17 protein-coding genes are annotated in these 15,227 nt (G+C 39.1%); 5 read left to right on the forward strand and 12 right to left on the reverse strand.

The features are described 5' to 3' along the window. Window positions 1-7 precede the first annotated feature (7 nt). The 10 genes from E0I61_RS09420 to E0I61_RS09465 form a co-directional block, all read right to left on the reverse strand. Window positions 8-502 (reverse strand): conjugal transfer protein TraO, encoded by a 495-nt coding sequence (locus E0I61_RS09420; RefSeq protein WP_235832097.1) that lies wholly within the window; start codon window positions 500-502, stop codon window positions 8-10. Between the two features lie 91 nt (window positions 503-593). Continuing rightward, entirely contained in the window at window positions 594-1,487 is an 894-nt protein-coding gene (traN, locus tag E0I61_RS09425) for a conjugative transposon protein TraN (protein WP_132070960.1), read from the reverse strand. Between the two features lie 33 nt (window positions 1,488-1,520). Beyond that, complete coding sequence (gene traM, locus E0I61_RS09430; protein ID WP_132070962.1) at window positions 1,521-2,846, reverse strand: conjugative transposon protein TraM; 1,326 nt, start codon at window positions 2,844-2,846, stop codon at window positions 1,521-1,523. Next, a complete protein-coding gene (locus E0I61_RS09435) occupies window positions 2,833-3,117 on the reverse strand; it encodes a nitrogen regulatory IIA protein (protein ID WP_132070964.1) in 285 nt (94 codons plus the stop codon). Before E0I61_RS09435 ends, traM begins: the two co-directional genes overlap by 14 nt. 11 nt (window positions 3,118-3,128) lie before the next feature. Next, window positions 3,129-3,752 carry a conjugative transposon protein TraK gene (gene traK / locus E0I61_RS09440; protein WP_132070966.1) on the reverse strand — a complete coding sequence of 208 codons (624 nt, stop codon included), beginning with the start codon at window positions 3,750-3,752 and terminating at the stop codon, window positions 3,129-3,131. A 12-nt stretch (window positions 3,753-3,764) separates the two neighbouring features. Beyond that, the gene (traJ, locus tag E0I61_RS09445; RefSeq protein ID WP_132070968.1) at window positions 3,765-4,760 is read right to left on the reverse strand and encodes a conjugative transposon protein TraJ; all 996 of its coding nucleotides are present in this window, start codon (window positions 4,758-4,760) and stop codon (window positions 3,765-3,767) included. Window positions 4,761-4,763: 3 nt separating this feature from the next. Further along, complete coding sequence (locus tag E0I61_RS09450) at window positions 4,764-5,396, reverse strand: DUF4141 domain-containing protein (RefSeq protein ID WP_132070970.1); 633 nt, start codon at window positions 5,394-5,396, stop codon at window positions 4,764-4,766. A gap of 28 nt (window positions 5,397-5,424) precedes the next feature. Further along, complete coding sequence (locus E0I61_RS09455) at window positions 5,425-7,929, reverse strand: TraG family conjugative transposon ATPase (protein WP_132070972.1); 2,505 nt, start codon at window positions 7,927-7,929, stop codon at window positions 5,425-5,427. Continuing rightward, window positions 7,926-8,258: a DUF4133 domain-containing protein gene (locus tag E0I61_RS09460; protein WP_132070974.1), complete on the reverse strand. Its 333-nt coding sequence runs from the start codon at window positions 8,256-8,258 to the stop codon at window positions 7,926-7,928. The genes E0I61_RS09455 and E0I61_RS09460 overlap by 4 nt, the downstream gene beginning before the upstream one ends. Window positions 8,259-8,268: 10 nt before the next feature. After that, window positions 8,269-8,574, reverse strand: coding sequence for a DUF4134 domain-containing protein (locus E0I61_RS09465; RefSeq protein ID WP_132070976.1), 306 nt, complete (start codon window positions 8,572-8,574; stop codon window positions 8,269-8,271). A gap of 190 nt (window positions 8,575-8,764) precedes the next feature. Between E0I61_RS09465 and E0I61_RS09470 the strand changes: the two genes are divergently transcribed. Genes E0I61_RS09470 through E0I61_RS09490 form a run of 5 tightly spaced genes read left to right on the forward strand, consistent with a single transcriptional unit; the run spans window position 8,765 to window position 14,170 of the window. Then, window positions 8,765-10,000 (forward strand): hypothetical protein, encoded by a 1,236-nt coding sequence (locus E0I61_RS09470; RefSeq protein WP_132070978.1) that lies wholly within the window; start codon window positions 8,765-8,767, stop codon window positions 9,998-10,000. Further along, window positions 9,997-10,455, forward strand: coding sequence for a three component ABC system middle component (locus tag E0I61_RS09475; RefSeq protein WP_132070980.1), 459 nt, complete (start codon window positions 9,997-9,999; stop codon window positions 10,453-10,455). Before E0I61_RS09470 ends, E0I61_RS09475 begins: the two co-directional genes overlap by 4 nt. Beyond that, window positions 10,452-12,320, forward strand: a complete 1,869-nt coding sequence (locus E0I61_RS09480) for a DUF3732 domain-containing protein (RefSeq protein WP_132070982.1) — start codon at window positions 10,452-10,454, stop codon at window positions 12,318-12,320. Before E0I61_RS09475 ends, E0I61_RS09480 begins: the two co-directional genes overlap by 4 nt. A gap of 3 nt (window positions 12,321-12,323) precedes the next feature. Next, the gene (locus tag E0I61_RS09485; RefSeq protein ID WP_132070984.1) at window positions 12,324-13,364 is read left to right on the forward strand and encodes a nucleoid-associated protein; all 1,041 of its coding nucleotides are present in this window, start codon (window positions 12,324-12,326) and stop codon (window positions 13,362-13,364) included. Window positions 13,365-13,369: 5 nt separating this feature from the next. Beyond that, complete coding sequence (locus E0I61_RS09490) at window positions 13,370-14,170, forward strand: TIGR02391 family protein (protein WP_132070986.1); 801 nt, start codon at window positions 13,370-13,372, stop codon at window positions 14,168-14,170. A 12-nt stretch (window positions 14,171-14,182) separates the two neighbouring features. Here the strand turns inward: E0I61_RS09490 and E0I61_RS09495 are convergent, their stop codons facing one another. Both E0I61_RS09495 and E0I61_RS09500 read right to left on the reverse strand, forming a co-directional pair. Beyond that, complete coding sequence (locus E0I61_RS09495; protein ID WP_449404229.1) at window positions 14,183-14,686, reverse strand: conjugal transfer protein TraD; 504 nt, start codon at window positions 14,684-14,686, stop codon at window positions 14,183-14,185. A 131-nt stretch (window positions 14,687-14,817) separates the two neighbouring features. Beyond that, window positions 14,818-15,225: a DUF3408 domain-containing protein gene (locus tag E0I61_RS09500; RefSeq protein WP_132070990.1), complete on the reverse strand. Its 408-nt coding sequence runs from the start codon at window positions 15,223-15,225 to the stop codon at window positions 14,818-14,820. Window positions 15,226-15,227: the final 2 nt, after the last annotated feature.

Genomic DNA, 15,227 nt, shown 5'->3' on the forward strand with positions numbered 1-15,227 from the left:
GCTGTTTTTAAAAGTTATATCGTAAACCAACACTTGCAGACGGTCGAAGCTGTTCTAGTGATGTTCCCCAGAATACTTTTGCCCTTGCCTGAACCAGCAATACAAAATGATCCGATAAATAGGTTTCCAAAGACAATTTTCCTCCCGCGCCATAGATAAAGTTCTCTTCATTGAGAATCTTTGCACCATCATATAGTATGTCATTTCCACGATTGATGGTTTCATAACCGATAAGCCCGGTGATGGCTGCATTGAGGGAAATATTTTTTCTTGTATCTCCCAACAGATAGAAACTGTAGCCACCTTCCATACTGTACGTTTCCTGTGGTATTCTCAGTTCTTTGTATTTTGAATATTGGTGGGTATATTCCAATGCCCATAGTCGGTAATTACCATTTCTGCCATTTACAGTCAGCCCTATGCTGAGGTAATAATTTCTGCCGGGACTATCATTGGATAAGGTTCCTGTGTTTATTTCCAGTCCTTTTTGTTTGGGCAGCATTCGCTGTGCCTGTACAATAGTGATGCTTGTTACTACAAACAGCACTGCAAATAGATATTTTTTCATTTATTGTTTTTTTTTATTGGGGTTACTATATTTTTAGGTGCATATCCTTTACAACATTCGCCTTTATCAAATCCGAATTTTCCACCTGAAGTGTTTGATGCCTGCCGCCGTTCTTCTCGAAAATCTCAATCAGCAGTACCTTGTCATCGGCAATGGTAAACTGGTCCAGCAGGAACACATTTTGTTCGACTGCTTTTCCGCCAATCTCATCCAGTGGCTTGTAAGTACGAAGTGGTATCATTGGTCTTTCCTGTACTACGGTACGTTTGGCTAACTTTTTATCTACCACCTTAAAATTGATAAAATCAATCTGGAAAGGAACATTAGTGCGGTTTACAAGTTCCGTATGGAAATAGTATTTCCCGTCATGGATGTAAATGCCTTTGAGGATAAACTGTATGCCGAAACTTTTAGCGCCGATATGCTTTATAATGCGCTTGTCCATTTTGTAGATGGTTTCCAGTAACAGACCAGCCAATGATGGCGGGTTGTTTCCCAACTCCTCAAAAAGCACATCGTTTCCGCTGGCCTTGTCCACAGTCTTTTGCATTGTCTGCAGGTCATAACTTAACGTCTGTGGGCAGGAACTGTAATACACATTGAAACTGTAAAAGCGACCGTCGTTTGTAATCACCGAAAAATTGGTTTCGGGTTCAAACTCCTTTACCGAGGCTTTTATACGAAGCACATTTTCGGCATCATCAGCTTTTCCGGCAATCAGGAATTTGCTTCCGAGATCCACATAACGGATAGCAGTTGGGAAAATCAGGTGGGAAGTCTTATCATAAGTTACTTCCATTTGGTACGGTTCTATCCCGCCTAAAGCAAGCGGTGATTTTATAGTATCCTGCGCAATAGAGGATACAACAGAGCCAATCATTAGGGCAAAAGCCCAAAAGGTTTTAAAATGATTTTTCATTATTTAATTGATTTTTAAGTTTACTATTACTTTTTATTTTTTAGAGACAAGGAAAACTTGATGCCCTGCCTTTAGGGTGACTTTCGGTGTCCTTACTTTTTTGGAGAAGTACCCCGAGATTCCCTGAACCACTCCTTTGCTCATATCTGCGGCTATTTGCTGTCCTGCCGATTGGGTCAGCATGAGGCTTGTTCCGGAAGTCTGGCTCATATTGCCGGCCATTTCGGTAAGGGCATTCATTTCCGGTGAATACGGCACGTACAGACCTTGCTGGCCATCGAGATCATAAATGGTGATATCCACTGGGATGATATTACCGTCCAGTTCTATGGAAGTAACTTTTAACTGTAAACGTCCTCCCTGAATCTTAGTATTAGCAGTTAAGATTGTGCCCTTCGGAATGATACGGTTAGGTGTTTTAGCAGGCTCCAATAAACGCAACTGTACCATGCTTTCGCCGATAATGGTCTGTGTTTCCTGTACACAGGCTTTGATGCTGTTCTTTGGCTGTATCACTTGCTGCGCCGAACCTGCTGTATAAAAACTGCGGTTTCTGGTTTGGCTCCAGTCGGACAAAAAGGTACTGTCACTGGGTTCACGGTACAGTGCTGATACAACACTTTTTCCTGCCGGGGTGAATGGGGCAAAATATTCCTTCTGCGTAGTCCCAGGAGTAACAGTACTACTGTTGCTGTTTGCACCTTCGCTGGTATTTGTTCCTGAAGGAAGGTACTTTGCAGCCATCTGATAGGATTTCTCCATCAAAGCCAGTTGGTCATCTGCGGTTATACCGGCAGGCACTTCCTTTTCAGCCAGTTTTTCTTTCAGCTCGTCCAATTGCCTGCGGAGTTCCTGTGTTTCGCCATTATCGTCCTGATAGAAAGAACTCAATGTACTTTGTGCATTGCGATAGCTGTTTAGTGCCGGGTTGCCGGATTTTCCAGTGCCACCGCCAGTTCCACTGCCTGGGTCTTCTTCATCAGATGCTGCCTCTGTTGCGTCATCGGATGAACGGTCCTCGTTCCAATAGTCGGAGAGTGTGGTAAGAGCGTTGCGTTTTTCCTGCTCTTTCTGTTCCAGCATGTCCTGCTCGTAGGCCTTTTGTTTGTCTGCCTGCATTCCCGCATCGCTCGCCTCTGGAACGGCATCGTTCAGTCCGATGTTTTCGATTTCCTTTTTCTCGGAAGACGGTTTAAATATCAGGTACATACAGCCTAAAAACACGATGCCCATTAAAACAAATATCAGGGGCTTTTTAAGCCTTTCCTTCTTTCTTTTTTCATCATCGGGTAGATTGGATGTTTTGTTTTGGCCGCCCTCCTCAACAAGAATGCTGACCTTTTTTTCATTTTCCTTCATAAATCTTATTTTTTAGAATTGTTATCAAAGTGTCCTGCGTTGCAAGACTTTCTTTCTTTTTACCGACAGGGTTTTCAATATGCTTTATCACCATGTCATTATCGGATCTTGTCGTATCGAGTCCTACTTTAAAAATGACTCCTATGGTAAGCAGCAGATACCCTGTAAAAAAGCACAGTGTATAGCTGTGTTGTTTCTTTACGGGCAGTGCCTGCCAGCGCTGGTCCAACCTGTCAAACAACTTGTTCAGATTTGTTCTTAAATTTTTCATACGGCATTTTTTTAGCGTTCGATGACCTCAATATCCTTGTTCTCCGTCACTGTGAACTTTTCGATATTGAATCCTTGCGGGTTATTGTCCGAACGAACTGAGTTTACCAGAAAACAGGACGTAACCAGGTTACGTTTTGTCACGTTGCTGGAACGGATGATGAACTGTTTGGCATAGGTACGTACGGCATAGGGATAGGTCTCGAAATTGCAGGCCACACTGTCTATTTCGATGCGCTGCTGTACATTGCCCGATATGATGCGATTGTAATACCCTTTTTCCGAAAGGTCACTGTAATAATCGAAGGCACTTTTATCGGCGAGATTGAACGCCCGTTTCATATTGCTTTCAATGGCGTTCTTGTCGGGAGCGAGCGTAAAGAACAGTTCGTGAAAACGTCTTACGTGTTCCCGGGCTTCCACCGGACGGTTAATGGAGGCATCCTGCGCGAGTGCCAGCATCAATGATTTGCCATTGTCCAGGACATAGATTTTTTGCCGTTGCTGTTCCGCAAAGCGGTAGGAATGCCATACGGCATATCCTGTGACCCCTGTGCAGAGTACAGCAAACACAATGGCGTACAATCTGATCTGCCTAAAACTGTTTTCGATATTTCTTAGCGTTTTAAATTCCATTTTTCTCAATGATTAATTGTTTACTAGCCTGCCTCCAATATTTCCAACTGCTGAACCGGCTCCGGCTCCAGCTATATTTCCGGATTTCATTGCCGTCTGGTTGACATTACGGGTAAAGTTACCTGCCCCGCCGGCCTGAATAATCCAGCCAGTCACCGTCGGAATGGTAAAGTAGCCCACAATACCTATAATCATAAAGATGATATACACGGTGTTTGAAGTATCCGGGATGAAAGTCGGATCGGCAAGCATTTCAATATCACGCTCTATAATCAGGGATTGGATTTTAGCAAGCATCGAGCTGAACAGGTCTGCTACCGGGAGCCATAAATACACACTGACATATCGGGTGAGCCACTGTGTGAGCGTAGATTGAAAGCCGTCCCATACCGATATGGCAAATGCTATCGGTCCGAGTATGGACAGGACAATCAGGAAAAAAGTACGTATGGTATCAATCACCAATGCCGCCGCCTGAAAAAGTATTTCCAGCAAATTGCGAAACCATTCCTTTATTGCTTTCTCGATTTTATAGGCTTGTCTGTCCATATACATTCCTGCCATTGTTCCAACATCGGCGGGCGACCAGCCCAATTCTTCCAGTCTTTTATCAAACTCTTCGTTCGATACCAAATAGGCCGTTTCAGGGTCGCGAAGCATCGCTTCCCGATCCAGTTGGTCTTTTTTTGCCTGTAAATCGTTCAGGTCAAGCACCTGATTTTCGAGGATGGAGTGGGTTCCTGTAACCACCGGACTTAGAACAGCATTGATGGTTCCTAGTACCACGGTCGGAAAAAACATGATGCAGAGGCCTAATGCAAACGGACGCAGCAAAGGGTACATTTCAATCGGCTCTGCCCGGCTGAGCGCCTGCCATACCTTAATGGCTACATAGAACAAGGCTCCTAAACCAGCAAGACCTTTGGACACTGCCGCCATATCGGCGGACAGTGGCAGCATCTCATCATATAGCGAGCGCAGGACTTCGTGAAGATTATTAAATTCCATAGCTTACCAGTATTTTTGGTTTGAAGGCCCATAGAGTTCCAGCACTCTTTTGGTATTGTTCTGCTTCTTTGCCCTTAGAATGCTTATGGAGATATTCTTGTTGGTATAGTAGCGTACCAGGCTGTGGTATTCTTTTACTTCTTTGTACACACGGTCAATAATATCCATGCGCTCTTTGTCATTCAGGGACAGGCTTGATGAGCTTACAATCTGTTTGAGTTCTTTCAGCAGCTCGGTACTCTCACCCAGCAGTGCTGAATAGCCATTGGCAATAGCTGCCAATTCGCGAGCAGAAAAGTTGGGATCGTTCATCATCTTGCCAAAGTTCTGTACATACATTTCCGACACATCACCCACCAGCAGTACAGTCTGCTGTACTTTGCGCGCATCTTTCACCAGGTTGTTTACCGCCTGCAGCTTGTCGTAATATTCTTTGCCCTGTTTATATACCTTTTCCACTTCCTTGAAATTTTTAATAACATTGGATACGGTGGATGAAGTCTGTATAATTTCATTGGCACTGTTCAAAATACCTGAAGCCAGGTTGGTGGGGTCTGTAACTACCCACTGGGCTTTCACAGAAGGTGTAACGGCAAGGATGAGCGCCGTATACATCAGAAACATTAATTTTTTCATTGTTCTTCGATTTTTAAATTAGTAATCATTATTGATTTGTTTTCTCACGTCGTCTGATGGCGATGTGCTTGATGGCGAGTTCTACATTGCCGTCCAATTCCGAGGCAAGTTGCATGACTTCCATTTTCTCGGTTTCTTCGGTGGTATAGGCGAGATATTCTTCGAGGCTGACTTCTGTGGCATATACCGCAGAGTGCGTGCCACCCAGGCCTATCCATACTTCCTTGTAAAGCCGTGAGGGATCATTGTTCATGTTGATGGAAAGTACCTGTGCTTTTTCTTTGTCGGTCAAACCAAGCATTGCCTGTATATCATCAAATTTGTTCATGTACTTGCGCTGGTCGAGCAGGATTTTACAATCGGAATTGTTGATGATGCTTTCTTTTACAATGGGTGACTGAATGATGTCATCTACTTCCTGCGTTACCACAATGGCTTCACCGAAAAATTTCCTGACTGTTTTAAAAAGGTACTTGATGTATTCCGCCATTCCTTCTTTTGCGATGGCTTTCCAGGCTTCTTCAATCAGGATGAGTTTGCGTATACCTTTCAATCTTCTCATCTTGTTGATAAATACCTCCATAATGATGATGGTCACTATAGGAAAGAGGATTTTATGGTCTTTGATGGCATCAATTTCAAACACGATAAAGCGTTTGGAAAGCAGGTCTAACTGCTTATCGGAATTGAGCAGGTAATCATACTCGCCACCTTTGTAATACGGTTCCAGTACATTGAGGAAATTGGCAATGTCAAAGTCTTTTTCCCTTACCTGTTTTTCTTCCAGCACCTTGCGGTAATCGCCCTGAACGAATTCATAAAAACCATTGAAAGAAGGATATAAGTCACTTTGTTTGATACGTTCGATATAACCGCTTACCGCATTGGACAATGCCACCTCTTCTGAACGAGTTGGTGGTTCATCATCTCGTTTCCATAAGGTGAGTATCAGTGTTTTGACGCTTTCTCTCTTTTCAATGTCGAACACACCATCATCGGTGTAGAAAGGGTTAAAGGCAATCGGGTTGTCTTCGGTATAAGTAAAATAGACCCCGTCTTCGCCTTTGGTTTTGCCTTTGATGAGCTCGCACAATCCCTGATAAGAGTTACCGGTATCTACTAGCAGGACGTGTGCGCCTTGCTCATAGTATTGCCTTACCATGTGGTTGGTAAAAAAAGATTTACCGCTTCCCGAAGGGCCCAATATAAACTTGTTCCGGTTGGTGATGATACCACGTTTCATGGGCAGGTCTGAAATGTCCAGATGGATGGGTTTGCCTGTGAGCCTGTCTGCCATCTTGATGCCAAACGGTGATGGTGAATTGTGATAGTTCGTTTCTTCAGTAAAAAAGCACAAAGCCGGTTCAATGAACGTGTAAAAGCTTTCCTCACTTGGAAAATCACCGGCATTGCCGGGCATTCCCGCCCAATACAATGTGGCAACATCTGTAGTGTTGTGGCGGGGCTTGCATTCCATTAATGCGAGTGCGCTCCCGCTGTCATTCTTTAACTGCTTGAGTTCGCCGGAATCTTCGGACCAGGCCATGATGTTGAAATGTGCCCTGATGGACGATAGCCCAAAAGAATGGGCTTCGTTTAGGTAACGCTCAATCCATTCCTTGTTGATTTGGTTGGCACGGCTGTAGCGGGCCAATGAGTGCATGTTTCGTGCAGATTTTTCAAACTTTTGCAGGCTCTCATCGCTGTTATCCAAAAATAAATATTGGTTGTAGATATGATTGCAGCTGAGCAACAATCCCACTGGTGCAGCAAATGACAGACGGCAGTCGCTACGGTCCGTAGATAGTTTTTCGTAACGGGTATCTGCCGATACCGTTCCGGGCAAATCGTCTGTATCGGATAAGGTGTGCAGGCACAGCCTTTTGTTGCCGATGCGGACTTCTTCACCTCCGAGTGCGATGTCCTGCATTGGTGTTCCGGCTTCTCGTGACAAAGTGAGGTACTGTTCCAGTAATCCCTGTTTTCCTTCCGCACCGATAATATCCTCTTCGCTCAGACGCTGCAGTTTGATAAATCCGCAGTCGTTGATGATACGCTCAAACTGAGCAACCGCTTCCATAAAGCGATGGATCGCTTCCTTATCCCTGATTTCCTTTGGGATAAGCGAGCCTTTGCAGAGCGATGAGAAATTGCTCTGCATGCGCATTCTTTCCTTCGTGGTCTTGGTCAGGAACAGGTAGCAGTAATGATTCAGGAACGGACGCTCGTTGAAATGACGTTGGTAGGACTTTGCCAAAAAACTCTGGTCGTCTTCTGCCACATCAGGGGCGTAGCTTTCCTTGATGTACCAATCCTGTTTATGTACTACCGTAAAATCAGGCAGGGTTTTGATGGCTTTATGCCAAGCGGAATGAATGGCTTCGTATTCGGCAGAGGCAACTGTAAACAGTTCCGGTAAATACACCTGAAAGCAGGCGGTAATGTCCGCATCTTTTGACAGGATACAATTGTTCTCTACCGCCAGTAATGGAAACTTGCTTTCCAGTGTTGTGGTTTTTGCTGCATTTCTCATACGACACTGGATTTAGGGGTGAACTTCAGGTAGCGGTGTACAGGCTTACGGCAGATGATGTAATGGGGATGCCTTTTTCTTGCACCGACTTTCATCAGTCCATGTTCTCCATACTTTTTGTTTAGGGAGAAGGTCTGCCATACAATCAGCGAAGCGCCGCCGGCTCCGAGAAACAGGCAGATGTAAGAATTGACCCCAGCCATGTAAAGTATCATGACCAGGATAAGCGTTCCGAGTAATCCAGCAGCGAAAATGAACAGGTATTGTGCCTTGAGTCCTTTAAATTCTACTGTTCTTCCGATACCTTTATTGATATTGTAATTGTTCATATATCAATTTTTAAAGGAAGAATGAACGAAGAATGGTAGCCGCTACAATTAGGAAGATACACGCACCAAACCAGCTTGCCGCAGTCTTACTGGTATCGGGATCTCCGCTGCTGAATTTGTTATACACTTTAACACCGCCGATGAGGCCAACCACTGCTCCGATGGCGTAGATGAGCTGGGTCGCGGGATCGAAATAGGATGTTACCATCTGGGTTGCTTCATTGATACCCGCTGTACCGTTGCCTTGGGCAAGCGCACTGAAACCTATCAGCATTGCCACTGTTGCCAACAGAACTTTTTTTCTTTGTTTTTCCATGGTTAAACAAATTAATTGTTATTGTTTTCCCGCACCCTGCGGGCTATCGGGACAAAGGTGTTATAGAAATGAAGGCGTTATAAGTATATGTCTTTGAGAGGTAATACTTGGCAGTAAATGACAGGATTTTTGTATATTAGCGAATTGATCATTATAATAACCTGATGAAATAAGGAAATGCAAATTGCCTATGAACGACACAGAATCATTATTAACAAAACATACAGTTGGGCCTCAGACGATAGGGTTTGATTATCAATTTTACTATTTTATATATCTATCCTTGAACCTAAAATTTGGAGAAAAAATTGGATTTGAGGTCAAAGAAGATATTCATATAGATGTGGCTGATGGTACAACGGTTTTACTTCAAATGAAGCATTCTGTCCTCCAAAATGCAGCAGGACAAATTCAAAATTTAACCTCTTTAGATTCTGACTTATGGAAAACACTAAGTAATTGGAGTGATTTTATCAAAGTAGATAAAAATAATACAGACAATTTTCTAAATAAGCACATTTTTATTTTAGTGACCAATAAAAACCACTGGGATAATAATTTCATTGATGCACTTGAAATTTTTAAAACGGATCTTGATCTTGATAAATTATTAGATATTCTTTCAGCACTGGAGGCAAAAACTCAAGATACTATTCTTAAAAGTTACATAAAAAATGTGCGTACTCTGGGTAAGAAAAGGTGTAAGTCTTTTTTTAAAAAATTAGGGATTGAAACTGGTGTTGATGATATCATACAAAAAATAAAAAACAAGATTTTAGAAAATGTAAAACAGCATAAATTTATTGATCCTGTTTTTGAAAGTCTCTCATCAAACATGTATTTGGCAAAATTCACTGATATTAAAGACCGAAAAAAGTTTGAAATAAGCTTTGATGATTTCAACATTAGATTTGGCAAGTGTTTCCAGGTTGCATTTGTTACAGGATCGCTGCCTCAAAGAAATTTACCAGTATTACTGCCAGAGAATTTGGAAGAGCAGATATTTATTAAACAGCTTATAGATATAGGAGAAGTTGACTCAGGCTCAATATATATAAGAGATTATACAACTCAAATGCTTAAATTTCTTAATGATTTTACATATTGGTCAGAAGAGAGTTTTTTACTTCCGATGGATGTTGAAAGTTTCAAGCAGAATAGTATTCAAACGTGGCTGAATGAATTTAAAGTAAAATATAGAAATATTGAAAAGAGAATAAAATTAGGAGAAAACCTCAATGACTTAGAGGAGGATATTAAAAGTATGGGATTAGAAATTGTAGATTATGTTAAGAGACAAAATTTACCGATCCCAGGTTTTGCAGCATTAGGGCTTGAATCAAGCAATGGCCACTATTATGTATTGTCTGATAAACTGGAAATAGGCTGGCACTTAGACTGGAAAGAAAAATACAAGAAATTATGAAGGAAGTTTACTATGTGTATAATAATGAAGCTATAGCAAGCTGTGTGTTTTTGTCAATCTTGGATAAAATTGAAAGTATTGATATCGCTCGAAGCTGTTTAATTTTACCTTTTTTATTAGATGATAAAACTGTCAGTTTTATAAAAAAAAATAATAGTACAGAATGCAATTTGGAACACCTCGTTAATATTAACCAAAGATTGTTTGCTTCATTCAATAAAAGATATTTATCATTATTGCCTGTATCAATTAACTCGTTAATAATTCTAAAAAAAGGAGAACAATTGTATGTCAATGACAATATAATAAGAAAAAGTAATACTAAAATTAATATTGATGTTGAAGAATTAGGCGATCGATTTTCAAAACTAATGGAGGTTATTCCAGTTTTTTTATCACTTATTGAAAATTATTCGACTAATCAACTTTACAGAATACTAAAGGTCCAATTATGAAATTCACACTCCACGAAATAAAATTATGGTTTAAAAATGATTTTTCTGAATCAAAAAGTTATGAATTCCTTCCTAACAAGGTCAATGTAATTACTGGAAATGCTACTACAGGTAAATCAAGTTTTTGGAGCATTATAGACTATTGTCTCTTATCAGGAAAAGTAAACCTTCCTAATACTATTTATGAAAAAGCTTTGTGGTTTGGTATCCGATTTACGATAAATGACAAAGAAATTTCTATTGTAAGAAAAGCGCCTGAGAAAGGGGCTCCTGCATCTGATCTTATATTTAAAGAAGGGGGATTTCCGGATAATTTTGAAATTAAAACACCAATTGAAGAAGCAAAAACTTTTTTAGATAATGAATTTGGAATTAATGATGCTTTAAGATTTCCTTATGGCAATGAGTTTGGTAAATCCTCGCTTAATATTTCATATAGACATTTCCTATTATTTAACGCTTTAACTGAAACTGTTATTGGTGCTCCTGAAACATACTTTGATACAATTTTCTTCGGTAAAGAAGAATATGAAAATGCACTTAGCCATATTTTTGATTTAGTGATAGGAGTAAATGATTTGGAAAATTTAAAAGCACTTGAACGTCTTAAGGAAATTGAAAATGACTTAAAAAAAATTCAAAGTCAAAATAAAAGTAATGAAACCAAAGAGAAAAACTTTGGTGTTAGTGTACGTAGACTGCTGGATAAATGCAAAGAATACAGTTTTGTTGAATTTGACTATTACAGTGAAACTACTGAAGAGGCTTTAGTTACAATTCAGGAAGTAATTGAAAACACAAAGCAGAAAGCATCTAATTCTAACTTGTTTTTAGAATTAGATATACTGAACAAAGATCGTAGTAGAGTCCAAGGACAGATAAATGCTGTAACCCAGTACCAAAGGGAGTACGATCTATACAGAAGAAATTTAAATAAATCAGCAGACAGCTTGCAGCCTATTGAATTTCTTAATAAAAATCTGTCTGACCAGCTGGTAAACTCTTATGAGACAAAACTTTTTCTCGATTCCCTTCAAATATCTCTATATAATATCAAAAGTTCGCTTACAAAAAAAGTTACTGAACCTGTAAAAGTAGATGGTGATGTTAAGGAATTAAAAGATCAGTTAAAGACTATTAATGATAAAATTGAGGAATTAACTAAAATTCAGAAAAGCTATCTGGCAGAAGGCCAAAAATTCATTGTGTTAGGTGAAATAAAAAATGCGTATGAACAATTGCTTAAGCGTGAAGTTGCTAAACCAATTGATGCGGTTAAACTCAATAGGCTAAGTGAAGAGAAAGATAGACTATCTAAGATACCAGGGGAAACTTCGCAGATAAAATATACTATGCGGACATTTTTAAACGACTGTATACAGCGTAATTTTGATCTTTTAAAATCCCTGCCCGCATATAAGGATAGTAAATTGGATTTCAATACCGAGAAAATGATTTTACAGCTTATTCCTAAAGGACAGCTGTTTCCTTTAGATAATGTTGGAAGTAAATCTAATTATATGTTTATGCACTTATGTGTTTATTTAGGACTGCATGAACACATGATTAATATACAGCAGGATCACGTTCCTCAGTTTTTATTTATTGATCAGCCAAGTATTCCTTATTATGCTAGTGATAATCAAAAAGGGAATGATGATAAAACTAAGCTGCTTGACGCTTTCACATTACTAAACTCTTTTATTGAATATATAAATAAAACAAAAAAGCAGTCCTTCCAAATATTCATGGTTGAGCATGCGTCTAAAGATTATTGGATTGAAAACAATTTATCATATTTTCATACAGTAGATGAATTTAATGATGGTAAGGGGTTAATTCCTCAAAATATTTACAACAATTAATTTATGGACAATATATCACTGGGAAAAATAGACAAGCTAATCATCCATTATATTGGTAACAAAAACAGTGGTGATGGAGTTAGATTTGCAGAGGAATTGACAGATTTTAGCAAAGTAGAAGAACATTTAAGCAACCTACTGGTTTCAAATTTCAAAGCAGAAGAATTATATCATTTTTATTTTGATCCAAATTTGAATCTTAATCCGATTTATCAGTTTGCAAGTTCACTTTTTAGGAATGAACAATCATATATAGAAGAATCAAAAAATGTCGGAAGATATCTATATGATAAAAGTACACACCCTAATATAAAAGGTGGAGAATTATTCGTTGTGTATATAAAAGATTGTCAACTGAACGATGAGATTGTTGACTGTATCGTACTGTTTAAATCTGAAAATAAGGATACAATTCTCAAGATTAATAGTACAAATAAGGGATTTGACTTGACAGATATTTCGGGTTTAAATATTAATAGACTTGACAAAGGATGTCTGATTTTTAACACTGAAAAAGAGGAAGGCTTTATTGTATCTATTATTGATAATACTAATAAAGGTTCTGAAGCTCAATACTGGAAAGATGACTTCTTAAGTGTCCGACCTAAAAAAGATGACTTCCATCAGACAAATCAATTTTTAGGCATCGCAAAACAATTTGTAACTACGAAACTTTCTGATGACTTTGATGATATAAGCAAAACTGATAAGATAGATTTTTTGAATCGTTCGGTCGATTACTTTAAGAAGCACGAAACTTTTAATAAATCTGAATTTGAAGAAGAAGTATTTGGAGATACTAATGTAATTGAATCCTTTAGAAAATTTGACAACAGTTACAGGGAAGATAATGAATTAGACTTAAAAGATAATTTTCAAATTTCGTCTCAGGCTGTTAAAAAGCAGTCACGAGTCTTTAAAAGTGTTTTAAAACTCGATCAAAATTTTCATGTTTATATTCACGGAAATAAAAATTTAATAGAAAAAGGGGTTGAAAATGATGGTAGGAAATATTATAAAATTTATTTCGAAGAAGAAAAGTAGAATATATGGCTAGCATTAAACATCCAGTATTTGAGACTCATATATTAGAAGGAATGTGTCGAACAATAGGTGATACAGTAACAGGTTTATCCGGAACAGAAATTGGTCAGATTCTATTAAACTCCAACATACCTGATATTGATCCACAAAACACTAAGTGGAAACGATTGTATAGTGCATTTGCAGATTGGCAGAATAAGCATCAATGTTCAAATCATATTCTCAGGTTTATTCAAGATGCCTTGCAACCTGTAAGATATATTGGAAAGGAAGAAACTTTCCATAATAGAAGATTAGAAATTAATAAAAGATTGTCTTTTATTGGAACAGAACTTACCGAGGCTGGAAAATATAAAGAAGTAGAAAAAGCTACGACAATTGCAGAAGCAGAGCAAAGGGCAAATCGCTTAAAGCATAAGTTAGAAATCCGAAACGTGCATGCAACAATATTTGAGTATTGCAAAGCTGAGTTGTTAGTAGAGAACTATTTTCATTCAGTTTTTGAGGCTACAAAGAGTATAGCAGATAGGTTAAGGCAAATGACAGGACTTTATGCAGATGGTAATGCTTTGGTAGAAACTGCTTTTTCAACTAGTAATCCAATGATTCGAATAAACTATTTAAGGAACGATACTGATAGAAGTGAACACATTGGGCTTTGCAATCTAATAAAAGGTATTTTCGGTTTAATAAGAAACGCAACAGCACATGAACCTAAAATTAAGTTTGAGATTACGGAAGAGGAAGCCCTTGATATTCTAAATACAATATCATTTATTCAGAAACGACTTGATAAAGCCATATGATATATTGGAGAGTTATATAAACTCCCCAATATCAAACTCTCCCAAATCATTTTTCCGCAAAGTGGAAGAACCGGCATCCGTTTCAGAAGAAAGACTCCCGTCCAATAGCTCGGCTATCTTACGGGAGGCACTTTCCATGGAATTTTCCAGCAGGCTGAATAATTCGGTTCCCTGTATTTTCTGAACAATAGCAACCGCTGTTTCCTTTTGAGATGGCTCCAATTTTTCTTTTTGCAGCAGCAACCCCACGGAGCTTAGTTCTTCAAAGGTAACCCCTTGGGCAAAACCGTAATCCCCACTGGATATTCCGTACCTGTTCCATTCTTCTTCCTCTTCCTCAAAATCAGGCATGTTTCTGAAAATATCGTCCAGTTCTTCCTGCGGAATTTCTATGTCAAAACCGTTTTCGCCGGTTTCTGATTCAAAATTATCAATCTCCTTTACTGGCTCTTCGTTTAGGGTTTTGGAGGTCCTATTTGGCACCGAAAGGCTTCTCGTTGGTTTGGGAATGCCCATTATTTCAGGCAGATTGGGATTTACGAATGGTGGCTGCTCTTGTTTTGAAACCACCTTTTTTATGATGATCTTGTCCTTTGTTAAAAGGACAATGACGATCAGCAGACATATAACAATCAACACTTCCATGGCTAAAAAATTGGTTTATGCTTATCATTATAACTCTTAGTAATCTGTTCTCCAAACTCTTGAAAATGGTACTCTAACAAATTATCCAAATAGGCATAAATAGTGATCTTGTCTTCACCGATAACCTGTATGATACGGGACATCTTCTCGTGAAAATCAGGACGTATGTATACCGATTTTCCATTTCGGGCATTGGTTTCAGCTCTTTTGAAAAATATTTTTTCGTAATCCGTTTCATTTATCTTTTTTACCTTGCTTCGCTCTTTGATTACCAGTTTTTCTTGTTCTGGCTCTTTTGCTTGTTCACCGGGAATTTGCATACCTTCCTTTTTCACGCCATCCTCCATTATAGCCATCATCAGCTCTTCGTCGATTTCAGGCGTAACTTTTTCCTTATTATCTTTTTGCATAG

Origin of the sequence: Flavobacterium ranwuense (genome assembly GCF_004349315.1) — a bacterium.
Lineage (GTDB): Bacteria > Bacteroidota > Bacteroidia > Flavobacteriales > Flavobacteriaceae > Flavobacterium > Flavobacterium ranwuense.

Bases quoted from the DNA above. Each gene is read 5' to 3' on its own strand.
- E0I61_RS09420 (WP_235832097.1), bottom strand. From the start codon at position 502: ATGCTGCCCAAACAAAAAGGACTGGAAATAAACACAGGAACCTTATCC.
- traN (WP_132070960.1), bottom strand. From the start codon at position 1,487: ATGAAAAATCATTTTAAAACCTTTTGGGCTTTTGCCCTAATGATTGGC.
- traM (WP_132070962.1), bottom strand. From the start codon at position 2,846: ATGAAGGAAAATGAAAAAAAGGTCAGCATTCTTGTTGAGGAGGGCGGC.
- E0I61_RS09435 (WP_132070964.1), bottom strand. From the start codon at position 3,117: ATGAAAAATTTAAGAACAAATCTGAACAAGTTGTTTGACAGGTTGGAC.
- traK (WP_132070966.1), bottom strand. From the start codon at position 3,752: ATGGAATTTAAAACGCTAAGAAATATCGAAAACAGTTTTAGGCAGATC.
- traJ (WP_132070968.1), bottom strand. From the start codon at position 4,760: ATGGAATTTAATAATCTTCACGAAGTCCTGCGCTCGCTATATGATGAG.
- E0I61_RS09450 (WP_132070970.1), bottom strand. From the start codon at position 5,396: ATGAAAAAATTAATGTTTCTGATGTATACGGCGCTCATCCTTGCCGTT.
- E0I61_RS09455 (WP_132070972.1), bottom strand. From the start codon at position 7,929: ATGAGAAATGCAGCAAAAACCACAACACTGGAAAGCAAGTTTCCATTA.
- E0I61_RS09460 (WP_132070974.1), bottom strand. From the start codon at position 8,258: ATGAACAATTACAATATCAATAAAGGTATCGGAAGAACAGTAGAATTT.
- E0I61_RS09465 (WP_132070976.1), bottom strand. From the start codon at position 8,574: ATGGAAAAACAAAGAAAAAAAGTTCTGTTGGCAACAGTGGCAATGCTG.
- E0I61_RS09470 (WP_132070978.1), top strand. From the start codon at position 8,765: ATGAACGACACAGAATCATTATTAACAAAACATACAGTTGGGCCTCAG.
- E0I61_RS09475 (WP_132070980.1), top strand. From the start codon at position 9,997: ATGAAGGAAGTTTACTATGTGTATAATAATGAAGCTATAGCAAGCTGT.
- E0I61_RS09480 (WP_132070982.1), top strand. From the start codon at position 10,452: ATGAAATTCACACTCCACGAAATAAAATTATGGTTTAAAAATGATTTT.
- E0I61_RS09485 (WP_132070984.1), top strand. From the start codon at position 12,324: ATGGACAATATATCACTGGGAAAAATAGACAAGCTAATCATCCATTAT.
- E0I61_RS09490 (WP_132070986.1), top strand. From the start codon at position 13,370: ATGGCTAGCATTAAACATCCAGTATTTGAGACTCATATATTAGAAGGA.
- E0I61_RS09495 (WP_449404229.1), bottom strand. From the start codon at position 14,686: ATGGGCATTCCCAAACCAACGAGAAGCCTTTCGGTGCCAAATAGGACC.
- E0I61_RS09500 (WP_132070990.1), bottom strand. From the start codon at position 15,225: ATGCAAAAAGATAATAAGGAAAAAGTTACGCCTGAAATCGACGAAGAG.